The organism is Yersinia canariae (assembly GCF_009831415.1).
Taxonomy (GTDB): domain Bacteria; phylum Pseudomonadota; class Gammaproteobacteria; order Enterobacterales; family Enterobacteriaceae; genus Yersinia; species Yersinia canariae.
The window spans coordinates 3,071,821-3,094,555 of sequence record NZ_CP043727.1 but is presented as its reverse complement, the minus strand read 5'-3'; the positions used below and the strand labels follow the sequence as shown (position 1 = coordinate 3,094,555).

Here is a 22,735-nt window from a genome sequence, read left to right as displayed (position 1 = left end):
ATATGTTGCATGCAATCTTTTATGCTGACGATAGGCCGTTATTGTATGAATTATGACCGTAAACAGCGGTTCTGCCCGCCCAATTACTGAGTTTCAATCTGTTCAATGATCAGTTCTTTGAGCGCGCGAACATTAGGGCTAAAGGCATCTTTACGCCAAATGAGCCAGGTTGCAGTCTCGGCAATATCTGGTGGCAGGTGATGGACTTGTACCCGCTCGTGACCGGGCAACAGAGCCAATACCGAATGCGGGATAAGCGCCAAGCCAGCACCACTAGCGACACAAGCTAGCATGGCGTGGTAGGACTGGATTTCCATGACTTGCCCGGGCAAGCAGCCCGCCTGGCGGAACCAATTTTCAAGCCGCAGTCGGTATGAACAACTGGGGCGAAAGGCAAACAGAGTTTCATCCACAGCATCACGGGCTTGCACAATAGCCGGGTGATCCAAACAGGAAATGATCACGAGCTGTTCTTCGAACGAGAGGCAGCCGTGCAGTTCATCATGTTGTACCGGGCCATCGACCAGTGCGGTTGCCAGTGTCCCGGCACGCACTTGCTCAATAATTTCACCAGATGTCCCTGTGTTCAGTGATAAAGAGACTTTGGGATAGCGCTGGTGGAAGGCCGCAAGCAGGTTGGGCAGACGAGTCGCCGCCGTGCTTTCCATCGAACCGAGTGGAAAATTGCCTGCGGGCTCACCTGCATGAGTAATGCTCATCGCCTCTTCGCTCAGCGCCAGAATGCGGTTGGCATAGCAGAGGAAATTGTGGCCCATGGGTGACAGGCGTAAGCGCTGTTTTTCACGAATAAACAGGTCTGCGCCTAACTCAATTTCAAGCTGGCGTAGGCGTGTTGTCAAATTTGACGGAACGCGGTGCATCTGCTCCGCTGCTCGGGCGACAGAGCCAGTTTCTGCGACGCAACAAAACATGCGCAGTTGAGTCAGATCCATACTGTTCTCTTTTCGTGATGAACTTGGTGATTATTATTCATTTTTCGTGATTCTAATGCTCTGGCATGATATTCGCAACTTTCTTTTAACAGACTGACAGCAATAAACGGGCAGGGTAGATGGCATTAAGAATTGCATTGAGTGGTTTTCTGGCATTAGTGGTGGCGATGGGGATTGGCCGCTTTGCTTTCACCCCCCAAGTGCCCCTTATGATTGCAGAGCATCAATTCACTTTGACCGGGGCTGGGCTCGTTGCGGCGTTTAATTATCTGGGATATCTGTTTGGCGCGTTTGATGCTATGCGGGCCAGCCGCCATGTAGAACGCCGTTTATGGTTGGGAGTCTGGGGGGCTGTAGCGCTAACATTGCTATCTGCTGTCGTTGATGGGCCGTGGTGGCATGGCGTGGTACGTTTTGCTATCGGCTGGGCCAGTGGTTGGTCGATGGTGTTGGTTGCGGCCTGGACGAATGAGCGGCTGGCTCATTTTGGCCGCCCCGCGCTGAGTGCGGCTGTTTTTGCCGGGCCGGGAGCCGGTATATTCATCAGCGGTATGTTAGCAGTTCTCATCCATAGCTATGGGTTATCGGCTAGTGAGGCCTGGCTGGTATATGGCACATTGGCGTTGATTATTATTGCCTCCATTAGTATTAATTTACCGCGCAGTGGCGAGTTGCATCGCCCACATATTGTCGCGATGCCACTGACCTTAACACCGGCACTGAAACGGCTAGTGTGGAGCTACAGCTTAGCGGGATTTGGTTATATTTTACCTGCGACTTTCTTATCGCAGATGGCAACCGCTCGCTTCCCGGATAGCTTGTTCGCCCAGTTTGTCTGGCCCGTTTTCGGTGGTGCGGCGGTGATAGGTATTACCCTCGGTATTTTGACGCGTCATTGTCTGACGTCACAAACGCGGCTGGCATTAACGCTATGGGTTCAGGCCCTGGGAGTGCTGTGTGCCGAACTGGTGCCAGGGGTGACGGGGTTGGCATTAGGCGCGTTATTGACGGGCGGCGGGTTCCTCAGTGTTGTCCAGCTTTCTTTGCAACATGGCCGCGAGTTGGCACCTGAACATACCCGCTATATGGCTGGCTTGCTGACCACCGGCTATGCTATTGGTCAGTTGGTTGGGCCAATATTATCCGCGATTTCTACTGCATTGACCCACCGGCTGGAACCCGCGCTCTATGTCGCCGTGGTGGCGCTGATTATTGCCGGTGCTTTAGTGATTAAAACGCCCGCCAGAGCACGCGAAATTGCCGCCAATCCAGAGGCCACTATTTCATCATGATAAAAAGAACAACAGCAGATGAATAACAATCATCGGATATAAAGAACAATCACTGGATAATCATTTTGCTCTCAACTAAAGTGGGGAGCAAAATCTGAACGTGATCTGCATCATGTTTATTCCGCTCAGATACGTACGCCTGTTGGAGAAAAGAATGTCATCGCTGAGTAAAGAAGCTGAGCTGGTTCATGAAGCACTGCTGGCCCGTGGCCTTGAAACCCCATTGCGCAAACAAGAATTTGATGCTGAAACCCGCAAAACCCGGATTCAGGAGCATATGACGCAAGTCATGCAATTGTTGAATCTTGATTTATCTGACGACAGCCTGGCCGATACACCAAGACGTATTGCCAAGATGTATGTTGATGAGATTTTCTCCGGACTGGATTACGAAAATTTCCCCAAAATTACACTGATCGAAAATAAAATGAAGGTTGATGAAATGGTTACGGTGCGAGATATCACCCTAACCAGCACTTGCGAGCATCATTTTGTGACGATTGATGGCAAAGCGATAGTGGCGTATATTCCGAAAGATAGCGTGATTGGTTTATCCAAAATCAACCGTATCGTGCAGTTTTTCGCTCAGCGCCCACAAGTTCAAGAGCGCCTGACGCAGCAAATTTTGCTGGCGTTGCAGACCTTATTAGGAACAAATAATGTCGCTGTTTCTATCGACGCAGTGCATTATTGTGTCAAAGCTCGCGGTATCCGCGATGCGACCAGTGCGACCACCACCACATCATTGGGCGGGTTATTCAAATCCAGCCAGAATACTCGCCAGGAATTCCTGCGTGCTGTTCGTCATAATAGCTAACGTCACAACGGCGAATTAGCCTTTTGCCAGTGGGCACCAATGGGTGCCCCTAATACAGGATGTCGGGTATGCGTCAACGCATCGCAACGTTAGACAGCGCGCGAGGTCTGGCCATTCTTGGCATTCTTCTGCTCAATATTAGTGCTTTTGGTCTACCAAAGGCTGCTTATCTTAATCCCGCTTATCTTGGTCTTCCCTCTGTGTCTGATAGCTGGACATGGGCCATTCTGGATATTATCGCGCAAGCAAAGTTCCTCTCTATTTTTGCCATTTTATTTGGTGCGGGCCTTGAGCTACTCCTAAAACGCGGTAAAAGTTGGATACGAGCACGGCTTTCTCTCTTACTGTTATTGGGATTGATTCACGGCATTTTTTTCTGGGATGGCGATATTCTCCTGGCCTATGGTTTGATTGGGTTGGTGTGCTGGAGAATGATTCGTGATGCTAAAAATGCCGCCAGCTTATTGCGCACTGGGGCGGTACTCTATTTACTCGGCGTGGCGGTATTATTGCTGCTGGGTTTTATCACCAGCGGAGAACCGGGCCGCTTCTGGCAACCGGGGCCGGCAGATCTACAATATGAGCAATTCTGGAAATTGCAGGGCGGGGTGGAGGCTTGGAAAAATCGGCTTGATCTGCTGTCATCCAATTTGATTGCTATAGGCGCACAATATGGCTGGGAATTGGCAGGTTCGATGCTATTTGGTGCCGGATTGATGCGCTGTGGTTGGCTGCGGGGCGAATTCAGCTTGCGCCATTACCGCCTATTAGCGGCTTTTTTGATACCGCTTTCATTGGTTATCCAAATACCGGGAGTGGCATTGCAATGGATGGTCGGATGGGATTTCCGGTGGAGCGGTTTTTTACTGCAAGTTCCCCGTGAGTTAGGTGCGCCGTTACAGGCTATCGGGTATTTAGCATTATTGTATGGTTTCTGGCCGACATTATCGGGTTGGCGAGTCAGCCATTGGCTTTCTCAAGTCGGCCGCATGGCACTCAGCAATTATTTATTACAGACATTGATATGCACTTTTATCTTCTATCACCTCGGCCTATATCAACAACTGGATCGCTTGCAATTATTAGCCGTCGTTCCATTTGTTTGGCTATGTTGTATCCTTTTCTCTTTGTTATGGCTGCATTATTTTCCCCAAGGGCCAGCCGAATGGCTCTGGCGCAAGTTGACTGCCTATGCTTGCGGCCAATCGTTACAACCACGCAACACTAAGTCTTGAATACGTCAATAACCGGAGAAGGATTGAGCGGTTGCAAATTTGTATGTAAACGTTTTCTTTCTTGTGACGTATTTCACGTGGCAATTTCAACAAACTGGTTAGGATAGGCCACCTGCCATGACAGGTTGAACTCAACGTATGCATGGCGACTTATTGATAAAATAAGATTCACAGGATGAAGTCATGGCCGCTGTGCACTTAGTTGGAAACAGTATTACTATTCGCGATGTGGCCTCACGGGCAGGTGTTTCGCTGGCTACGGTATCCCGAGTCCTTAATAACAGTGCTTCTATCCGCCCTGAAACACGGGCCGCCGTGCTGAAAGCGGTATCTGAATTAGGCTACCGGCCAAATGCCAATGCGCAGGCGCTGGCAACCCAAAGCAGTGATACGGTCGGTGTGGTCGTGATGGATGTGTCAGATCCCTTTTTTGGTGCATTGGTGAAAGCGGTAGACACTGTTGCCCAGCGGCATCAAAAATATCTGTTAATTGGCAATAGTTATCATCAGGCGGATAAGGAGCGGCATGCCATTGAGGTGTTACTTCGCCAACGATGTAATGCGTTAGTTGTTCATGCTAAGGCATTGAGTGACAGTGAATTAATCTCCTTTTTAGAACAAGTCCCCGGTATGGTTTTGATTAATAGGATAATTCCCAAGTTTGAGCACCGTTGTGTAGGATTAGACAATGTTAGCGGTGCGCAAATGGCGTGTCGCTTGCTGCTCAAACAAGGTCACCAGCGCATCGGTTTTCTCGGTTCCAATCACCCTATTGATGATGTTATGCAGCGCCAAACTGGCTACCTCAACGCGCTTGAAGGGGCCGGTATTACTGTCCCTGATACATGGCGCGCCTATGGTACCCCGGACCTAGCCGGAGGTGAGCGGGCGATGATTGACTTGCTGGGGCGTAATTTACAGCTCAGTGCAGTGTTTGCCTATAACGACTCAATGGCTGCCGGAGCGCTGGCGGTATTAAAAGAAAACGGTATCAGTGTTCCAGAACAATTTTCGCTGGTGGGCTTTGATGACATCCCGATTGCACGCTATACCAGTCCTAAATTGACCACAGTTCGCTATCCTATTGTTTCTATGGCAACTTTAGCCACGGAGCTGGCTCTTGAAGGTGCTAGCCGTGCGCCAGACCCTCATGCCTCTTATTGTTTTAATCCCACACTAGTGCCACGGCATTCTGTCGCAATTTGTGGTGTCGCTCACTAGTTACGTATTTATTCTTGTGTAACCGTTTTCAATCTGTGAGAAAATTCACAGATTCTTAACAACGGCCCGTCTATGCTCTAGTTGTTTTCTACCTGAATGTATCAATATGTCATCAGTTACCGGATAAAAAAACACACGGTAGCGGGTTTTAGAATAGCGATTTACAAACACGAGTTCCGCAAACGAGAAGTTTGTAAATGACATGGTTTTTGACGACTCAGGCAGCTTTTCGGAGTGGAGTGCGCTCAAGGACGAAAGATATTCAGTGTCAGCTGCTTTGAACGATGGGTCTTTCTCACGTTAAGGCGATGGTGTTATCACCCTGTACTACCCTACATAAACCCGGAGATATAAATGAATAAGAAGGTTTTCACATTAGCGACTCTGGTTGCCAGCATGATGTTCGGCGCGGCGGCTCAAGCTGATACCCGTATTGGTGTCACTATTTATAAATATGATGACAACTTTATGTCCGTGGTCCGTAAAGCTATCGAGAAAGATGCAAAATCATCTCCTGACGTTACCTTACTGATGAATGATTCTCAGAATGACCAATCCAAGCAAAACGATCAAATTGACGTGTTGCTGGCTAAAGGCGTAAAAGCATTGGCAATCAACTTGGTTGACCCTGCTGCAGCGCCAGTGGTTATTGATAAAGCCCGCGCAAATGATGTTCCAATTGTGTTCTATAACAAAGAACCTTCACGCAAAGCGCTTGATAGCTATGACAAAGCTTATTATGTCGGTACTGACTCCAAAGAATCTGGTGTTATCCAGGGTGAGTTGATTGCTAAACATTGGAAAGCCAATCCAAATTGGGATCTGAACAAAGATGGCAAAATTCAATTTGTGCTGTTGAAAGGCGAGCCGGGCCACCCAGATGCAGAAGCCCGTACCACTTATGTCATCAAGACCCTTAACGAGAAAGGCATTCCAACTCAGCAATTGCAGTTAGATACCGCAATGTGGGATACCGCACAGGCTAAAGATAAGATGGATGCCTGGTTATCCGGCCCTAACGCCAACAAAATTGAAGTGGTTATCGCTAACAACGATGCGATGGCCATGGGCGCAGTAGAAGCATTGAAAGCGCATAACAAAACCAGCATTCCAGTCTTTGGTGTTGATGCCTTACCTGAAGCATTAGCTCTGGTGAAATCTGGCCAAATGGCCGGTACTGTGCTGAATGATGCGAATAATCAGGCAAAAGCGACCTTCGATCTGGCGAAAAACCTGGCCGATGGCAAACCTGCCGCTGAAGGGACTAAATGGAAAATCGACAACAAAATCGTCCGTATTCCGTATGTAGGTGTTGATAAAGATAACCTGGCTGAATTTACTAAATAATAGCCAGTAGTCGTGATGGGTTATACCCACAGTAGCTTTAATTACTTTGGGTAAAGACGTTATTATTAACCTTCTGGCCCCGTTATTGGGTCGCCAGCGCCGGGGCGGAAGGTTTTTTGCATTGATCCTTATTTTGAATATGCGCTGAACGGCTGGTGCGGTTGCGATATATATCCAGTAGATCAGTAGCGATTCTTAGCCAGGTACAACTATGGCCGATATTAATACAGCACAACCCCGCGAGTGGTTGCTGGAAATGAGTAATATTAATAAATCATTTCCGGGTGTAAAGGCGTTAGATAACGTAAATCTTAAAGTGCGGCCAAATTCTATCCATGCCTTAATGGGAGAAAATGGAGCAGGTAAGTCAACGCTATTAAAATGTCTGTTTGGTATCTATAAAAAAGACTCCGGGAGTATTATCTTCCAGGGGCAAGAAATAGAATTTAAAAGCTCTAAAGAAGCATTAGAGCATGGTGTCTCTATGGTGCATCAGGAATTAAACCTAGTATTGCAACGCACCGTAATGGATAACATGTGGTTGGGGCGTTACCCGACTAAAGGTTTCTTTGTCGATCAAGATAAAATGTACAAAGACACCAAAGCAATCTTCGATGAATTGGATATTGATATTGATCCACGAGATAAAGTTGCCACTTTATCGGTATCCCAAATGCAAATGATCGAGATTGCCAAAGCGTTCTCTTACAATGCCAAAATTGTGATTATGGATGAACCCACTTCTTCATTAACTGAAAAAGAAGTTAATCATCTATTTACGATTATCCGCAAATTGAAAGAGCGGGGCTGCGGAATTGTTTATATCTCTCATAAGATGGAAGAGATATTCCAACTGTGTGATGAAATCACTATTTTGCGTGATGGTCAGTGGATTACAACCCAACCACTGGAAGGGCTGACCATGGATCAGATAATCTCCATGATGGTCGGGCGCTCTTTAAGTCAACGATTCCCTGACCGCCTCAATAAGCCGGGTGAAGTTATTCTGGAAGTGAAGAATCTGACCTCACTGCGCCAACCTTCAATCCGTGATATCTCCTTTGATCTGCATAAAGGTGAGATTCTAGGAATTGCCGGATTAGTCGGGGCCAAACGAACTGATATTGTTGAAACGTTATTTGGTATCCGCGAAAAAGTGGCTGGCACGATTAAGTTGCATGGCAAGAGTATTAATAACCATAGCGCCAATGAAGCTATTAACCACGGCTTTGCATTAGTCACTGAAGAGCGCCGCTCAACCGGGATTTATGCTTATCTCGATGTGGGTTTTAATTCCCTGATTTCTAATATTCGTAACTATAAAAACAAATTTGGGCTGCTGGATAATACGCGTATGAAGAGTGATACCCAATGGGTTATCGACGCCATGCGGGTAAAAACTCCCGGACATCGCACCAGTATTGGCTCATTGTCAGGTGGTAATCAGCAGAAAGTCATTATTGGCCGTTGGCTATTAACTCAGCCAGAAATATTAATGTTGGATGAACCGACTCGGGGGATTGATGTCGGTGCTAAGTTTGAAATCTATCAGTTAATGACTGAACTAGCGAAGAAAGACAAAGGAATTATTATTATTTCCTCTGAAATGCCTGAGCTATTAGGGATCACTGACAGAATTTTAGTAATGAGTAATGGTCAGGTTGCGGGAATTGTTGAAACCAAACAAACCACGCAAAATGAAATATTACGCCTTGCATCCTTGCATCTCTAATCTAGTCGAAGGTTCTTATTATGAATGCGTTAAATAAGAAAAGTATGCTCACTTACCTTAAAGAGAGCGGGATTTACGTCGTATTATTCGTATTGCTGGCAATAATTATTGTTAAGGACCCGACATTTTTAAGCTTGATGAACTTAAGTAACATTCTGACCCAATCTTCGGTGCGTATTATTATCGCGCTCGGTGTGGCGGGGCTGATTGTGACTCAAGGGACTGACTTGTCAGCTGGCCGCCAGGTGGGGTTAGCTGCGGTGGTTGCGGCAACAATGCTGCAAGCTATGGATAACGTTAATAAAGTTTTCCCAGATTTGCATACTGTACCTATCCCAATTGTTATCTTAACCGTGTGCTTAATTGGTGCGATTATTGGTTTAGTCAACGGTATTATTATTGCTTATCTAAATGTGACGCCATTTATTACCACATTGGGTACGATGATTATTGTTTACGGGATTAACTCTCTGTATTACGACTTTGTCGGCGCATCACCGATTGCTGGTTTTGACCCCGCATTCTCAACTTTTGCACAAGGGTTCTTGCGGTTTGGTGATTTCAAACTGTCCTATATTACATTCTACGCCTTGATTGCTATTGGTTTTGTTTGGGTACTGTGGAATAAAACACGCTTTGGTAAGAATATCTTCGCCATCGGGGGTAACCCAGAAGCCGCAAAAGTTTCTGGTGTGAATGTGCCGCTAAACTTAATCATGATTTATGCCCTATCTGGTGTGTTCTATGCATTCGGTGGGATGTTAGAAGCTGGCCGTATCGGTAGCGCGACTAATAACTTGGGCTTCATGTATGAGTTAGATGCGATTGCCGCCTGCGTGGTCGGGGGCGTGTCCTTCAGTGGTGGTGTTGGTACCGTTATCGGTGTTGTGACCGGTGTCATTATCTTTACCGTGATTAACTACGGGCTAACTTATATCGGTGTGAACCCGTACTGGCAGTACATTATTAAAGGCGCGATCATTATCTTTGCGGTAGCACTGGATTCATTGAAATACGCTAAGAAAAAATAATCGGTTAATAGCTTTAAAAGAAGGCCAGCCAGAGTGAAACTCGGCTGGCTTTTTTAATTGTCATTTTTTTCGTCAAAATTGTCGAGAGACATCATAATTTCCGACGCAATAGACTCAATGAGCCGGATTACGTAGATAAATAATCCAATAAGTCAGCCCTACCAATAATCCGCCACCAATAATATTACCGATTGTAACAGGGATTAGATTATCGATAATAAAATTGGACATCGTCAGCGAAGTAAATTGTTCTGGAGTAGCATTAATAGCGTGCCAGAATTCGGGTGAGGCAAAATCACGAATTACAATAGCTAAGGGGATCAAAAACATATTAGCAATACTGTGCTCAAAACCACTGGCAACAAACATACCGATAGGGAGTAGCATGACTACAATTTTATCCGTTAAGGTATGGCCGGAATAACTCATCCATACTGCCAGGCACACCATCAAGTTAGCCAGAATCCCCAAACACACCGCCTCTACAAAGGTATGATGCAATTTGTGCTCGGCTGTTTGCAGTACATTCAGGCCCCATAAACCATTTGCCGCAGTATGCTGACCGGCAAACCAAATCAGGGCAACAAAGAATAATGCCCCAATCAAATTACCAAAATAAACATTGATCCAGTTGGCAATTAATTGTTTCCAACTGATCTTGCCACTGGCTTTGGCTACCACAATCAATACCGTGGAGGTGAACAAATCAGCGCCGCAAATAATGACCAGAATCAATCCGAGGGAGAAACATAAACCGCCGACTAATTTCGCCAGACCGTATGCCACACCTGCGGTGCCAGTAGTTGCGGTTATATAGAAGACAAATGCAATGGAGATAAACACACCGGCGGTCATCGCTAAATAAAAAGTTGTGGCCGGATTTTTAGTGGCTTTATATATACCAACTTGTTCTGCAAGCTTTGCCATATCAACCGGAAGTCGCAGATCAAAGGGATTTTCAATGCTCATTGATAACTCCTTGTTGCTTATTTTTATGTTAAGGAAAAGGGTAAGATAAAAATTAAATATTTATTTTAGTGACAAGGATTTTATGCATTTTTCATACCATGAAATCGGTGGTATCTTGACGGTGTGCTAGTGGAGTAATGAGCTAGATTAGGTATTTTATTCACAATTTTCAGTGAATATATAATTATGTCGCTATATATATATTTATACATCGATGCACTAATAGTGAACATCAAATAAAAGATGTGGCGATATGTAACTCTATGTTTTATTGTTATTTTTAATGTAAATGAGACGTGATTTCAATAATAAGTCTTCACAGGTGAATGTGGCAAAATAGTTTGTTAATCCAGATCAAGCTTATCGCGGGTTAATATATATTTTTTCATTTCAATACCTTAAAGTAGTTATCATCCATTTTTGGGCTTAATTACTTTGGGTATATATGGATAGCGCAAAAAAACTACCCCGTCCCACATTGGCTCAAGTCTGGCAAGACACATTGTTCACGGCATCGAAAAAGTTATTATTACTACGGGATATAACCGATTTAGTTAATGAACTCAGGAAGCTTTCCTTTTCTGTAGTCCGCTTTCAACGGGTCAATTTATTATTGCTTAATCCCTTGTATAACCAAATGACCCTCTATAGCCATGATGATGTGTCAGACTCAGTCGTGGGAGCGCAAAATATCTTATTTGCCGAGGGGCCTGGCGGGCTGGCATGGCAGCAACAGACGCCTTTGCAAACTGATAATTTCCGTATGCAAAGGGAGTTTTCTGCGGTTTGCGATTTGCCGCCTTATCAGGCGTTACACTCCGGCTGCCATTTTCCGCTTGGCCATGATAATCACTGGTCGGGTTGTGTTGAGTTTATTAAAACAGATAATAGCGAGTTTGATGAACAAGCTATTACCTTTCTAGGATTATTGGCAGAAATTGTGGCCATCGCGGTAGACAATATTACTGAAATAAATCGGGCATTTTCCGAGCGCGAGCGGTTGCGTTTTGAACGAGATCATTTCCGTATATTAGTTGATGTCACCAATACAGTTATTTCTAAACTAGAGTTAGATGTATTGGCGGCGGAGGTCTCCAAAGAGATACACCGTTTTTTCAATATTGATTACATTAGTTTAGCAATATGTGGCACCCACAATGACAAAAACAAACTGAATGTTTTTTCTACTCGCTATCAGTCTGGTAAAGCAGTGCAATATCAGCAAGCTTGGGTCGATATGACTGGCACATTAGCCGGGCAAGTTTTACACAGCCGGGAATTATTGCTAGTTAATCTGGCGGATATTGCTCTTTTGGCACCAGATGATAAGCAACTGGCAAATATGCTGGATGCTGGTTTACAGGTGGTTTGCCTATTGCCACTATTTTTCGGCCATAAGATGCTGGGCGTATTAAAATTAGCACAATGTCAGAGTGATATTTTCACTGACAGCAACCTTAAACTGTTACGGCAGATAGCTGCTCGTATCGCCATCGCCGTCGACAATGCTCTTGCTTATAATGAAATTACTCGCTTGAAAGATTCGTTGGTCAATGAAAATCTCTATTTAACTGACCAGATTATTCATAATGAAGAGTTTGGCGAAATTATCGGCCACAGTGCAGCTATCCAAGCGGTGTTGGAGCAGGTTGAAATGGTGGCCTCCAGTGATTGTACGGTATTGATCCTCGGAGAAACTGGCACAGGTAAAGAATTAATTGCTCGCGCTATTCATAATTTAAGTACCCGCAAGAATAAACGCATGGTGAAAATGAACTGTGCAGCCATTCCTTCCGGTCTAATGGAAAGTGATCTATTTGGTCATGAAAAGGGGGCATATACCGGCGCGGCGTCACAACGTATTGGCCGATTTGAAATGGCGGATGGTGGCACGTTATTTCTCGATGAGGTCGGTGATATTCCTCTCGAGCTACAACCGAAACTCCTACGGGTATTACAAGAGCGCGAAATAGAGCGATTGGGGGGCAGTAAAATTATTCCGGTTGATGTCCGGTTGATTGCCGCAACTAACCGTGATTTAAAGTTAATGATGGTGAATCGGGAATATCGTAGTGATCTGTATTATCGGCTTAATGTATTCCCTATTGTAATCCCGCCTTTGCGTGAACGCCCGGAAGATATCCCTTTATTGGTGAAATTCTTTACTCAGAAAATAGCCAAACGCATGAACCGCACTATTGATACCATTCCGGGGGAGACATTGCGTTTGCTCAGCCGTTTACCCTGGCCGGGTAATATTCGTGAGTTGGAAAATGTGATTGAACGTGCGGTGATACTCAGTCGTGGCACTACGCTGAATTTACAGTTACAAGAACTGGAATATCATTTATCACCACTAGAGATGGCTAAACCGGCGTCGGAAAGGGTTGTTCACAAACCTTTATTACCTGAGAGTGACGAGCCGGAGTTTTCAGAATCAGAACGTGCGCAGATTATTCGAGTATTACGAGAAACCAATGGTGTGGTCGCCGGGCCGAAAGGGGCTGCCATTAAGTTAGGGCTAAAACGCACGACGTTGTTATCTCGTATGCAACGGTTAGGAATATCAGTAAAAAGCATCGAAGATGAGATGAACTAACGCATTTATTTGTTCTGAATAAGATGAATATTCTATTTTGCGGGTCGCTGAGTCGAACACCAAATGTGACAAACTTTTCTACTCGAACGAGGCGTTGCGAGCAAAGCCATTCTGGGCATGCCCAGAATGGCAAAGTGCAATAGCCGTTAATCTATCAAATTACTTCAGCTTCTCTGCGTAAGCGCGCCTTCAATTGGCTGTACTCTTGCTGAACATAATTTTCCGCCCATGTTTGGTCCGTTATGGCCTCCAGTTTCACCGCGCAATATTTATACTCCGGTGTTTTAGAAATAGGGTCCAGATGGTCAAGTGTTAATTCGTTACAAGCACCAATCCACCACTGATATGTCATATATACCGCGCCGACATTAATTCGTTCGCTGACGGACACGCGAGTAATTACCTTACCGCGCCGCGATTCAACCCAGACTAATTGCTGATCCTGCAAGCGCATTTTATCTGCGTCCTGCGGGCTGATTTGGACATAACCCGGCTCATCGGCCAGTGTTTGTAATGCTGAACAATTCCCGGTCATTGAGCGGCAGGAATAGTGGCCGACTTCACGGACGGTACACAGCACCAGAGGATATTCCTCATCCACTTGTTCCATTGGCGCACGCCATTCGCTGGCAAACAGCAACCCTTTACCTCCCGGGCGATCGAACTTATTACCGGCATATAGCCATGGCGTCCCTGGGCTGTCTTCAGTCGTACATGGCCACGGGATATAACCTAAACCGGCCATTTTCTCGTAGGTTGCGCCGTAATACAGCGGGCATAATTCGCGCAACTCATCCCAAATTTCTTTGGTATTGTTGTATTTCATTGGGTAGCCGAGGGCGGTTGCCATCAGACTGATAATCTCCCAATCTGGTTTGACATCGCCTTGTGGATCAACCGCTTTTTCAAAACGCTGGAAACCACGGTCGGCGGCTGAATAGACCCCCTCATGTTCGCCCCATGAGGTTGCAGGGAAGATAACATCCGCCTCAGCCGCTGTTTTGGTCATAAAGATATCTTGGACAATCAGCAATTCCAACTCGCTGAAAGCTTCGCGCATCATCGACAGATCCGGCTCTGTTTGCAGCGGATCTTCGCCCATCACATAGTTGGCTTTGATTTTGCCTTCTTTCACCTTATGTGGGACATCAGTCAGTGAATAACCAATTTTGCCGGACAGGGAAGGGACACCCCAGGCTTTGGCAAACTTCTCAAGTGTGGCCGGGTCAGTCACGGCTTGATAGCCGGGATACATATTAGGCAAAGCTCCCATATCACAGGCACCTTGCACGTTATTTTGCCCACGCACTGGGCCAACACCGACATTCGGGCGACCGAGGTTACCCGTCAGTAATGCCAATCCCGATAATCCTTTAACGACATCAACCCCTTGGCCCCATTGTGTTACCCCCATGCCCCACAAAATGGTAGCAGAAGGTGCTGCGGCATAGATGCGCATAGCCTCACGGATAGTTTGTGCTGGCAAGCCGGTAATGCCTTCGACATATTCTGGTGTGTATTTGGCGACAATTTCGCGATATTCATCAAAACCTTCGGTATAGCGCGAAACATAGTCTTTATCATATAACTCTTCGGTAATGAGCACATTGGCAAATGCATTCACCAGCGCCATATTGGAGCCGTTTTTCAAGGGTAACCAGAGATCGGCAATCCGTGCGGTTTCGATATGACGAGGATCGCAAACAATGACTTTAGCGCCTTTCTCTTTGGCTTTTAGAATGCGCCGGGCCACGATGGGGTGGGAATCCGCTGCATTATAGCCAAAGACCAAAATGCATTTGGTGTCTTCAATCTCGCAGATGGAGTTACTCATCGCGCCGTTACCCAGTGTCACTTGCAAACCCGCCACTGATGGGCCGTGACATACGCGAGCACAGCAGTCGATATTATTGCTGCCGGTGACGGCGCGGGCAAATTTTTGCATCACATAGTTGGTTTCATTGCCCGGCCCACGAGAAGAACCCGTGTGCATAATAGCTTCAGGGCCATATTTTTCTTTAATTTCTCGCAGTTTACTACTGGCGAACTCGATAGCTTCATCCCAGGAAACCGCTTCCAGTTTTCCGCCTTTTTGGCGACGAATCATTGGTTTTTTTAAACGCGGCGTGAGTAGCTTGGTGTCATTGAGAAAATCCCAGCCGTAGTAGCCTTTCAGACACAGCTCGCCCTGATTGGTGACGCCATTAGCGCCTTCAGCACCAACGACTTTGCCATTTTCGACCAGTAAATTGATTTTGCAGCCAGAGCCGCAATAAGGACAGACAGTGAGTGCTTTGTGCATGTTAATTATCCTTTATTCTTGAAGCTGAGCGGTGTCAGCAGCTCTTGTTTACCCGAATCACTGATTTGATGTTGTGGCAGTATCGGCTTAGAAATTCATCTCGTTGGCTTCATCCAGTGCCGCGCGCATTTGTTTCTTGCGTAGCATGGCCTGCATGGTGTCACGGCCGATTAAATGCAGTGCCTGAGTGGGGCAAACTGAGATGCAGGCTGGCCCGGCGGCACGCCCTTCGCACAAATCACATTTTTGTGCTTCAGCTTTTAGGCAAAAGCCTTGCGACAGGCCGTTAAACATGACTTCGACCTGTTTGGTCACCACATTCATGGCGCCGTAGGGGCAGGCAACAACGCAGGTTTTGCAGCCAATGCATTTTTCCTGCAATACCTGAATGCTGTCTGCCGCACGCACAATCGCGCCGTTAGGGCAAACATTGGCACAAGGCGCATCTTCGCAGTGGCGACACATAATGGTGGTGCTGACATTCAATCCTTTGACCACTTTCAACCGTGGGGCGAAATTGGCCTTTGTCATGGTGTCGAGCTTGCCTCCGTTGTGTGCCAGCACGCAGGCAACCTCACAGGTGCGGCAGCCAATACACTTTTTTGGATCTGCAATTATGAACCGGTTCATTGCTTTCTCTCCTTGCCCTTGATCTTTCAGGTCGCAGGTGTGTTGGCTGCACCGTGAAATTTATCGGGTATCAATTAAGGGGTCTGGCAGATTTGCGTTTAGGTGCGCGAATCTGGCTCATTACCTTACATACTGCATGGTTTATGCCAACTTGAAGTAGTGGGAAAGAAGATGACTAATCTGGTTGTTTTAAAAGGATTTATGGGTTTTCATGAGAGGGAGTAACAGAAGAAAAACTGTCGGCGGCGGTGACGTCGGCAAATTTGACGACGCCACACCGTCACATCATTACAAGTGACTAAAACCGCCGTCACCCTGCCAATGGGGCAATTTTTGGTACACAATCTCAACCGCGTGTTTGACAATATCGGTCATCGGGAAGTAGAACGCCACTAATGTGGGTTGGATCCCGACGAAGATAACGTCTGGAATATCTTCTTTGAGCTGATCGATGAGAAAATTGAGCGGTAAGTTATGGGTGCTCATGATGAACATCTCGGCAATTCGCTCTGGGTCAATAATACGAATTTCCCCAGGGGGCAGCTCCATATCAGCGGCATCAACAATAATCAGGCGGCTGGGCTGCAAAGCACGGACGCGATGCACCACATTTTCTGGGGCCGAGCCGCCGTCGATAACTTGCCAGTCAGCTACCGGTTGCTGTGTCATGCGCTCGGCCAGTAATGGCCCTGCGCCGTCATCGCCCATCATGCTATTGCCGACGGTTAAAACAACATTCGTCACTGTATTTAGAGGGTTCATGGGCGGCGTTTCACCATCAAATAAATAGCCGGTTCCTGTTCAATATCATACAGGGTTTGTAGTAATTGTTGGCTCCAGAGCTGGTGCAATGAATTCGAATCCTGCGCCAATGGCGCAAAGGCTTGGGCCAGTAATTGGGTGTGAGTGCTGTCGATGGTGATTTCGCCAAACTTTAGTAAGCCCGCCATTTTGCGGCGAGCTTCTCCTTCGGGTAACTGACTGAACCACGGCTCATACTCAGCCAGCGGGCATTCCATAATGGCTTTTAAGCAATCAATGACGCCGACATGGTGGCCGATAGCCAGGGAGTAATACATCACTTGCTGCGCTTGCTCGGGCATGTCCTCATCACTGTCGAGGAATTTCTGGTTCAGGGCATAAAAAATCACTTTAGGCATCAACATGCCCTCCTGCCAGTTGCATCAGGGCTATCTGTTGCAAGCTGGCAAATATCTCATTTAAACGCGGATCATCCTGCTGCTGGAGATAACTCTGGCAGCGCTGTTCCAGCCCTTGCAACGGTTGGTTAACCAGCAGGGACAAGAAGCTGTCGGTGATTTCCCGCCCGTGACGGTAACCCGCCATACGGCGAGCCTCGCGCTCTAACAACACCCGCAGAGTCAGCGGCGCATCCGGGTGAATCAGCGCGACGCGTTCGTCGACAGCTTCCTGATGATCCTCTCCTTTGAGTTTCTGCTCCAGCAAGCCCAGCGCCACCGCAAAGCCATAAATCGTGGCCGCCGGGGTAGGGGGGCAGCCGGGGATATAAACATCAATGGGCACAATAGTGTCGCTACCGCCCCAGACACAATACAGGTCGTGGAAGATACCGCCGCCGCAGCCACAAGCGCCGTAAGAGACACAAATTTTGGGGTCAGGGGCCGACTCATAGGCGCGTAAGGCCGGTGAGCGCATTGCTCGAGTTACCGCGCCGGTGAACAGTAAGATGTCGGCATGCCGTGGTGAGGCGACCACTTTGATACCAAACCGTTCGGTGTCAAACAGTGGCGTAATCGAGGAGAAAATCTCAATTTCACAACCATTGCAACCGCCACAGTCCACCCGATAGACATAAGCTGAGCGTTTGATATCTTTCAGTAATTTGCTTTTTAACTGGGCGATGGAAGGGTCAAGTGCGACCGGTTGACTCACGTGGTGCCCCCAGCCCGGTTTTAATGAATGTGGCTGACTCATAGAGGGTTCCCCCCGTCGCGGTGGTGATTCGGTATGATGCTGTTATTCATGGAAATATTTTCATTTCCACCCACATTCTGTTTGCGTTTACACTCAGGGCAAGTTTCAAAATGAGGCCGTTGTTGCTCGACATCCTCAGCGCTCATCCCGGAGTGAATCAGCAGCGCCATGACGTAATCCACTTCTTTTTTGGGGGCGAAAGGTTTTTGGCACTGTTGGCAATGGGCGAGGGTAAAGCTGGCGCGTTGATATAAATCGGCTTTATTGAACACCGCCAGTTCAAACTCTTGTGACAACACAATCGCGCGGGTCGGGCAGACCTCCTCGCAGCGACCACAAAAAATGCAGCGTCCAAGGAACAGTTGCCATTGGCGAGTTCCTTGGGTGATGTCGGTTTCCATGGTCAGCGCATTGGCAGGGCAGGCCATAGTACAGGCACCACAGGCAATGCACTGTTCGGCATCATATTGTGGTTTGCCACGAAACCCGTGGCTAACCTCGAGCGGCTTAAACGGATATTTTACCGTGGTATCGCCGACTTTCAGGATGGTTTTAAACAGTTTTAACATTCTTCATCCCTCTATTTGAGCGGCGAATGGGTGCGCTCAATGCCATAGCGTTCGATCTCTTTGTAAGGCACGGTGACGGATTTTTGCTTGCGCACATCCACCAAGGTCACCCGGTCGGTACAGGAGTAACAGGGGTCTAGGCTGCCGATAATCAATGGCGCGTCTGAAACCGTATTGCCGCGCAGCATATAGCGCAGTACCGGCCAGTTGGCGTAAGTGGCGGCGCGGCAGCGCCAGCGGAACAGTTTCTGATTGTCGCCGGTCATACTCCAATGGACATCTTCACCGCGCGGGGCTTCCGAAAAACCGAGCGCAAATTTATACGGCTGATAGTGGACTTTCTCCTCCAGCAATGGGCCGCCGGGCATATGGTTTAGCCCATATTCAATCATGACCAGTGAGTCGAAGAATTCCCGCACCCGCACCAGCAGACGTGAGTTCACATCGCAACCATCAAGGCTAAACAGCTCTTTAGGCACATTGGCGTAGTTGGCATAAGGGTGGTCATGGCGCATATCGCGCGCATATCCACTGGCGCGGATCATCGGGCCAACCGGGCTAAAATCGCGCGCAATTTTGCGGTCAAGCAAGCCAACACCCACCGTGCGCTGCTCGATATTGGCGGTGCTCATCAACATGTCCACCAACTCGCTAATATCGGCGCGCATCTCTGCCACCAATTGCAGGGTTTTGATGCGGTCAGCTTTCAGAATGTCGCGGCGTACCCCGCCAATCAGATTCAGGCCGTAGGTTTTGCGCGCGCCGGTGAGCATCTCGGCGATAGTCATGGCTTTTTCGCGTACTCGGAAGAATTGCATAAAGCCGGTATCAAACCCGACAAAATGGCAGGACAAACCGATATTGAGCAGATGGCTATGTAGCCGCTCGACTTCCAGCAAAATGGTGCGGATCATCTGCGCCCGTGGTGGCACGATGATGCCGAGGGCATTCTCAATGGAAGAGGTGTAGGCCACGCTGTGGGTGAAGCCGCAAATGCCACAGATACGATCTGACAGGAAAGTCACGTCATTGTAGCCCATGCGGGTTTCAGCCAGTTTTTCCATGCCGCGATGGACATAAAACAGGCGGTAATCTGCGTCGATAATATCTTCACCATCCACGAATAGCCGGAAATGGCCCGGTTCATCGGAGGTAATATGCATCGGGCCGATGGGCACCACCCGGCTACTGCTGCCCGCTTCATTTTCAAACTGATAAGTTTCCGTATTGCTGGTCGGCGTCGGCCGCTGGCGGTAATCCATGGTATCTTTGCGCAGCGGATAAAGGTCATCCGGCCAATCATCGGGCAGGACTAAACGGCGCTCATCAGGCAGGCCAACGGGTTGTAAACCATACATATCGCGCACTTCGCGCTCACCCCAGACCGCTGCTGGCACCCGCGGGGTCACAGATGGGAATTCAGGGCGTTCGGGGCTAATCAGCGCTTTGACAATCACCCAGCATTTGTCGCCATATTGCTTGCCAGTATCAATACCGTATTGCTCGCGGCCCTCCATTGACAACACATAGTAAATAGCAAAATAGCCATTCAAACTGCGCTCATCATTGCCAAACAACACTGACAACCAGCCGCCTTGTTGATAATAAAGATACTCGACCACATCCGGCAGGCTATTCAGCTTGATGGTAATGGTCAGTTGATCAGCGGTTTGCCACTCTTCATCGAGGACAACTGTCGGAAATTGTTCGCGCAGGCGAGCGACATAGGCGGCTCCCAGTTTTTCACCGCCGTGTGGATGGCCTGAAGCTGAAGTCGCTGAAATAGGCGTTTCGTGAGTCACGTTACATCTCCTGACGTGTCGGGGTGAATGGCAGAGCGGCATGCGTATCTGCGACGGAAGGGGTGGGTTGAGCTGGAGAGATAACATCCCACGGCAGCATAAAATGTTGTTGAACAGGTGTTTGCTCATCGCTATTGAGGACAATCTGCGCAGCATCTGTCAGCAAACGAGTGACCGGTGCGGGAATGTGAACCCCGAGTAGTAGCATTAACAGCAACAAAATGGCCATCGGCGCGGTGGTCAGAATACCCAATTCACCTTTGCTAACCGCCGGTGGTGGCGTACCCAGCACTGTGCTGGCTATCATGCGCACCAGCCCCGCCAGCACCAGTGTTAACAGCAATAACAGCACAATCACCAGAGTGATGTGGCCGGCTTTAACGGCGGCGGCAACCACCATAAATTCACTGATAAACACATTAAAAGGCGGCATCCCAGCCAGTGCCAATGCCCCACCAGCCAGCATCACTGCGGTGAGCGGAGCCACTCGGATAATACCTTTGATTGCGCCCATATCCCGTGTGCCGTATTTCAACAACACATTACCGGACCCGCAGAACAATAAGGTTTTTGCCAGACTGTGATTGAGGGTGTGGAACAGGGCTGCCAGCACGCCTAGCGGGCCACCAATACCTAACGCCACGGCGATAAGACCCATGTTTTCCACACTGGAGTAAGCTAGCAAGCGCTTCATATCGCGCTGCGCCAAAATAAAGAATGCGGAGACGGCAACTGACATCATGCCGAACACCAACAGCAACATTTGTGGGAAATGTGGGCCGATAGCGGCACTGATGATGATGTAATAGCGGATGATAACCAGCAGCGCACAGTTGAGTAACACGGCAGACAGCAAGGCGCTAGTCGGGCTGGGGGCTTCACTGTGGGCATCGGGTAGCCAGGAGTGCATTGGAAACAGGCCGGTTTTGGTGCCAAAGCCAATCAGGATAAACACAAATGCCAAGTGCATCAGGCTAGGATCCAGCTCTTTGGCATGTTCGGCGACCACCGTCCAGAAAATAGCACTGCCCGGATCCGCCAACACATTGGCGGCATTGGCATACACCAGCACTGTGCCATACAACCCAAACGCGACCCCGACAGTACAAATAATAATGTACTTCCAGGCGGCTTCCAGTGATGAGCGCTGACCATATAACCCCACCAAAAAGGCGGAGCTGAGGGTCGTGGCTTCAATCCCCACCCACATCAGAATCAGGTTATTACTGGTGACCACCAGCAGCATGGTGAATAAGAATAGATGGAAAAATCCGTAGTAATTGCACAGTGTTGCGACGGTGATTTCGCCATTATTGACTTCATGGCGCATATAGCCAAGGGAGTAGAGGCCAGTGATAAAGCCGATAATGCCCAAAATAGCGAGGAATAGCGCGCTGAGGCTATCGATATGCAGCCAGTTGTGAACGACCAGAATTTCTCCATCCACGGCCACTCGGCACACGACGGTCAATGCCACTATCAGCAACAGGGTGATACCGATAAAATGCACCCAAGTGGAAGCCATTCGTGCCGCACTGCCCAATGCCCGGCAAGCAAATGCCAGCAGCGAGGCTATCAGAGGTATCGCCAGCAGTAACAACAGCAGGTCAGTATTACTCATTTCATTACCCCTTTAGCGCCGTCAGTTGTTTAACATCCAGCGTGTGCAACGTGCGGTAAATCTTGCGCGCCATTAGCGTCATCACCACCACGGCGAAAATGGCGTCGGTGGCAATGCCAATCTCGACCAGTTCCGGTGCGCGGAAAGCCAACAGCGCCAACATCAGGTGAGCACCATTTTCCATCAAGCAGTAGCCGAAGATGTTTTTTAGAATATTGCGTTGGCTGACAATGCACAGCAGGCCAATCAGGAAGTGCCCCAGCGAGACGGCCAGTGCGGGTTTCAGGGCGGTGACCATGGGCAACTGCACCGGCTCGACCACAAAGTAGCTCAGTAAAATGATGATGGCGGCGATAAAAATTAGACTGGCAGTGCCTATCACGCCGCCATTGGCTTTGGGATCGTCCATCTGGCGAAACGCGCGATACATAATCCATGGCACCAACACCACCTTGGTGATAAAGGCTGTTAATGACCACATATAGAGCTCGTGGGCGTGCAGTGTTTCAGCTAATACCAGGAAAATCAGTACCAACACCAGTGATTGCAAGGCATAAAACAGTGCCGAGGTCGCGGGCTTCTTCACGATAATTACCAGCAGCGAGGTAATTATCAGCAGCCCTGCAAGATTGTTAACGAGTAATGTTCCGGTCATTTTT

19 protein-coding genes are annotated in these 22,735 nt (G+C 48.1%); 8 read left to right on the top strand and 11 right to left on the bottom strand.

The annotated features are described in order from the left end of the window. Nucleotides 1-83: 83 nt before the first annotated feature. Nucleotides 84-953: a putrescine utilization regulator PtrR gene (gene ptrR / locus F0T03_RS14260; RefSeq protein WP_159679052.1), complete on the bottom strand. Its 870-nt coding sequence runs from the start codon at nucleotides 951-953 to the stop codon at nucleotides 84-86. A gap of 119 nt (nucleotides 954-1,072) precedes the next feature. Here ptrR and F0T03_RS14255 point away from each other — a divergent pair, with 119 nt between their 5' ends. The 7 genes from F0T03_RS14255 (at nucleotide 1,073) to mglC (ending at nucleotide 9,628) form a co-directional block, all read left to right on the top strand. Further along, nucleotides 1,073-2,245 carry a YbfB/YjiJ family MFS transporter gene (locus F0T03_RS14255; RefSeq protein WP_145556435.1) on the top strand — a complete coding sequence of 391 codons (1,173 nt, stop codon included), beginning with the start codon at nucleotides 1,073-1,075 and terminating at the stop codon, nucleotides 2,243-2,245. 154 nt (nucleotides 2,246-2,399) lie between these two features. Continuing rightward, the gene (gene folE / locus F0T03_RS14250; protein ID WP_145556436.1) at nucleotides 2,400-3,062 is read left to right on the top strand and encodes a GTP cyclohydrolase I FolE; all 663 of its coding nucleotides are present in this window, start codon (nucleotides 2,400-2,402) and stop codon (nucleotides 3,060-3,062) included. 68 nt (nucleotides 3,063-3,130) lie between these two features. Next, complete coding sequence (yeiB, locus tag F0T03_RS14245) at nucleotides 3,131-4,297, top strand: DUF418 domain-containing protein YeiB (RefSeq protein ID WP_145556437.1); 1,167 nt, start codon at nucleotides 3,131-3,133, stop codon at nucleotides 4,295-4,297. 183 nt (nucleotides 4,298-4,480) lie between these two features. Next, on the top strand, nucleotides 4,481-5,518 hold the full coding sequence (gene galS / locus F0T03_RS14240) for an HTH-type transcriptional regulator GalS (RefSeq protein WP_159679050.1): 1,038 nt from the start codon (nucleotides 4,481-4,483) through the stop codon (nucleotides 5,516-5,518). A 354-nt stretch (nucleotides 5,519-5,872) separates the two neighbouring features. Next, nucleotides 5,873-6,865, top strand: a complete 993-nt coding sequence (gene mglB / locus F0T03_RS14235) for a galactose/glucose ABC transporter substrate-binding protein MglB (RefSeq protein ID WP_011816741.1) — start codon at nucleotides 5,873-5,875, stop codon at nucleotides 6,863-6,865. Nucleotides 6,866-7,076: 211 nt separating this feature from the next. Further along, nucleotides 7,077-8,597, top strand: a complete 1,521-nt coding sequence (gene mglA, locus F0T03_RS14230; protein ID WP_145556439.1) for a galactose/methyl galactoside ABC transporter ATP-binding protein MglA — start codon at nucleotides 7,077-7,079, stop codon at nucleotides 8,595-8,597. 20 nt (nucleotides 8,598-8,617) lie between these two features. After that, nucleotides 8,618-9,628, top strand: a complete 1,011-nt coding sequence (gene mglC / locus F0T03_RS14225) for a galactose/methyl galactoside ABC transporter permease MglC (RefSeq protein WP_005187595.1) — start codon at nucleotides 8,618-8,620, stop codon at nucleotides 9,626-9,628. A gap of 114 nt (nucleotides 9,629-9,742) precedes the next feature. Here the strand turns inward: mglC and focA are convergent, their stop codons facing one another. Then, nucleotides 9,743-10,597 carry a formate transporter FocA gene (gene focA / locus F0T03_RS14220; protein ID WP_145556440.1) on the bottom strand — a complete coding sequence of 285 codons (855 nt, stop codon included), beginning with the start codon at nucleotides 10,595-10,597 and terminating at the stop codon, nucleotides 9,743-9,745. Between the two features lie 445 nt (nucleotides 10,598-11,042). On the opposite strand from focA, the gene flhA reads away from it, so the two are divergent. Beyond that, nucleotides 11,043-13,196, top strand: coding sequence for a formate hydrogenlyase transcriptional activator FlhA (gene flhA / locus F0T03_RS14215; protein WP_159679048.1), 2,154 nt, complete (start codon nucleotides 11,043-11,045; stop codon nucleotides 13,194-13,196). Between the two features lie 154 nt (nucleotides 13,197-13,350). Here flhA and fdhF read toward each other — a convergent pair whose 3' ends face one another. The 9 genes from fdhF to hyfE all read right to left on the bottom strand — a co-directional run bounded on the left by fdhF (nucleotide 13,351) and on the right by hyfE (nucleotide 22,731). After that, entirely contained in the window at nucleotides 13,351-15,498 is a 2,148-nt protein-coding gene (gene fdhF, locus F0T03_RS14210) for a formate dehydrogenase subunit alpha (RefSeq protein ID WP_145557399.1), read from the bottom strand. 87 nt (nucleotides 15,499-15,585) lie between these two features. Further along, the gene (locus tag F0T03_RS14205; RefSeq protein WP_145557401.1) at nucleotides 15,586-16,128 is read right to left on the bottom strand and encodes a 4Fe-4S binding protein; all 543 of its coding nucleotides are present in this window, start codon (nucleotides 16,126-16,128) and stop codon (nucleotides 15,586-15,588) included. Nucleotides 16,129-16,416: 288 nt separating this feature from the next. Then, nucleotides 16,417-16,890 (bottom strand): hydrogenase maturation peptidase HycI, encoded by a 474-nt coding sequence (gene hycI / locus F0T03_RS14200; RefSeq protein ID WP_145557403.1) that lies wholly within the window; start codon nucleotides 16,888-16,890, stop codon nucleotides 16,417-16,419. Beyond that, nucleotides 16,887-17,288 carry a formate hydrogenlyase maturation HycH family protein gene (locus tag F0T03_RS14195; RefSeq protein ID WP_145557404.1) on the bottom strand — a complete coding sequence of 134 codons (402 nt, stop codon included), beginning with the start codon at nucleotides 17,286-17,288 and terminating at the stop codon, nucleotides 16,887-16,889. Before F0T03_RS14195 ends, hycI begins: the two co-directional genes overlap by 4 nt. Further along, nucleotides 17,281-18,084, bottom strand: coding sequence for an NADH-quinone oxidoreductase subunit B family protein (locus F0T03_RS14190; RefSeq protein ID WP_159679046.1), 804 nt, complete (start codon nucleotides 18,082-18,084; stop codon nucleotides 17,281-17,283). Before F0T03_RS14190 ends, F0T03_RS14195 begins: the two co-directional genes overlap by 8 nt. Further along, nucleotides 18,081-18,653, bottom strand: coding sequence for a hydrogenase 4 subunit H (gene hyfH / locus F0T03_RS14185; RefSeq protein ID WP_159679044.1), 573 nt, complete (start codon nucleotides 18,651-18,653; stop codon nucleotides 18,081-18,083). The genes F0T03_RS14190 and hyfH overlap by 4 nt, the downstream gene beginning before the upstream one ends. Nucleotides 18,654-18,664: 11 nt before the next feature. After that, entirely contained in the window at nucleotides 18,665-20,455 is a 1,791-nt protein-coding gene (locus F0T03_RS14180) for a hydrogenase large subunit (RefSeq protein WP_145562646.1), read from the bottom strand. 1 nt (nucleotide 20,456) lies between these two features. Next, nucleotides 20,457-22,076, bottom strand: a complete 1,620-nt coding sequence (locus F0T03_RS14175) for a hydrogenase 4 subunit F (RefSeq protein ID WP_159679042.1) — start codon at nucleotides 22,074-22,076, stop codon at nucleotides 20,457-20,459. A gap of 4 nt (nucleotides 22,077-22,080) precedes the next feature. Then, nucleotides 22,081-22,731 carry a hydrogenase 4 membrane subunit gene (gene hyfE / locus F0T03_RS14170; RefSeq protein WP_145557414.1) on the bottom strand — a complete coding sequence of 217 codons (651 nt, stop codon included), beginning with the start codon at nucleotides 22,729-22,731 and terminating at the stop codon, nucleotides 22,081-22,083. Between the last annotated feature and the right edge of the window lie 4 nt (nucleotides 22,732-22,735).

What these genes read in the sequence shown, in the direction of transcription:
- focA (WP_145556440.1), bottom strand. Translation starts at nt 10,597, where the DNA reads ATGAGCATTGAAAATCCCTTTGATCTGCGACTTCCGGTTGATATGGCA.
- F0T03_RS14195 (WP_145557404.1), bottom strand. Translation starts at nt 17,288, where the DNA reads ATGCCTAAAGTGATTTTTTATGCCCTGAACCAGAAATTCCTCGACAGT.
- F0T03_RS14190 (WP_159679046.1), bottom strand. Translation starts at nt 18,084, where the DNA reads ATGAGTCAGCCACATTCATTAAAACCGGGCTGGGGGCACCACGTGAGT.
- mglA (WP_145556439.1), top strand. Translation starts at nt 7,077, where the DNA reads ATGGCCGATATTAATACAGCACAACCCCGCGAGTGGTTGCTGGAAATG.
- hyfE (WP_145557414.1), bottom strand. Translation starts at nt 22,731, where the DNA reads ATGACCGGAACATTACTCGTTAACAATCTTGCAGGGCTGCTGATAATT.
- hycI (WP_145557403.1), bottom strand. Translation starts at nt 16,890, where the DNA reads ATGAACCCTCTAAATACAGTGACGAATGTTGTTTTAACCGTCGGCAAT.
- flhA (WP_159679048.1), top strand. Translation starts at nt 11,043, where the DNA reads ATGGATAGCGCAAAAAAACTACCCCGTCCCACATTGGCTCAAGTCTGG.
- fdhF (WP_145557399.1), bottom strand. Translation starts at nt 15,498, where the DNA reads ATGCACAAAGCACTCACTGTCTGTCCTTATTGCGGCTCTGGCTGCAAA.
- F0T03_RS14175 (WP_159679042.1), bottom strand. Translation starts at nt 22,076, where the DNA reads ATGAGTAATACTGACCTGCTGTTGTTACTGCTGGCGATACCTCTGATA.
- yeiB (WP_145556437.1), top strand. Translation starts at nt 3,131, where the DNA reads ATGCGTCAACGCATCGCAACGTTAGACAGCGCGCGAGGTCTGGCCATT.
- F0T03_RS14255 (WP_145556435.1), top strand. Translation starts at nt 1,073, where the DNA reads ATGGCATTAAGAATTGCATTGAGTGGTTTTCTGGCATTAGTGGTGGCG.
- mglC (WP_005187595.1), top strand. Translation starts at nt 8,618, where the DNA reads ATGAATGCGTTAAATAAGAAAAGTATGCTCACTTACCTTAAAGAGAGC.
- ptrR (WP_159679052.1), bottom strand. Translation starts at nt 953, where the DNA reads ATGGATCTGACTCAACTGCGCATGTTTTGTTGCGTCGCAGAAACTGGC.
- F0T03_RS14205 (WP_145557401.1), bottom strand. Translation starts at nt 16,128, where the DNA reads ATGAACCGGTTCATAATTGCAGATCCAAAAAAGTGTATTGGCTGCCGC.
- hyfH (WP_159679044.1), bottom strand. Translation starts at nt 18,653, where the DNA reads ATGTTAAAACTGTTTAAAACCATCCTGAAAGTCGGCGATACCACGGTA.
- galS (WP_159679050.1), top strand. Translation starts at nt 4,481, where the DNA reads ATGGCCGCTGTGCACTTAGTTGGAAACAGTATTACTATTCGCGATGTG.
- folE (WP_145556436.1), top strand. Translation starts at nt 2,400, where the DNA reads ATGTCATCGCTGAGTAAAGAAGCTGAGCTGGTTCATGAAGCACTGCTG.
- mglB (WP_011816741.1), top strand. Translation starts at nt 5,873, where the DNA reads ATGAATAAGAAGGTTTTCACATTAGCGACTCTGGTTGCCAGCATGATG.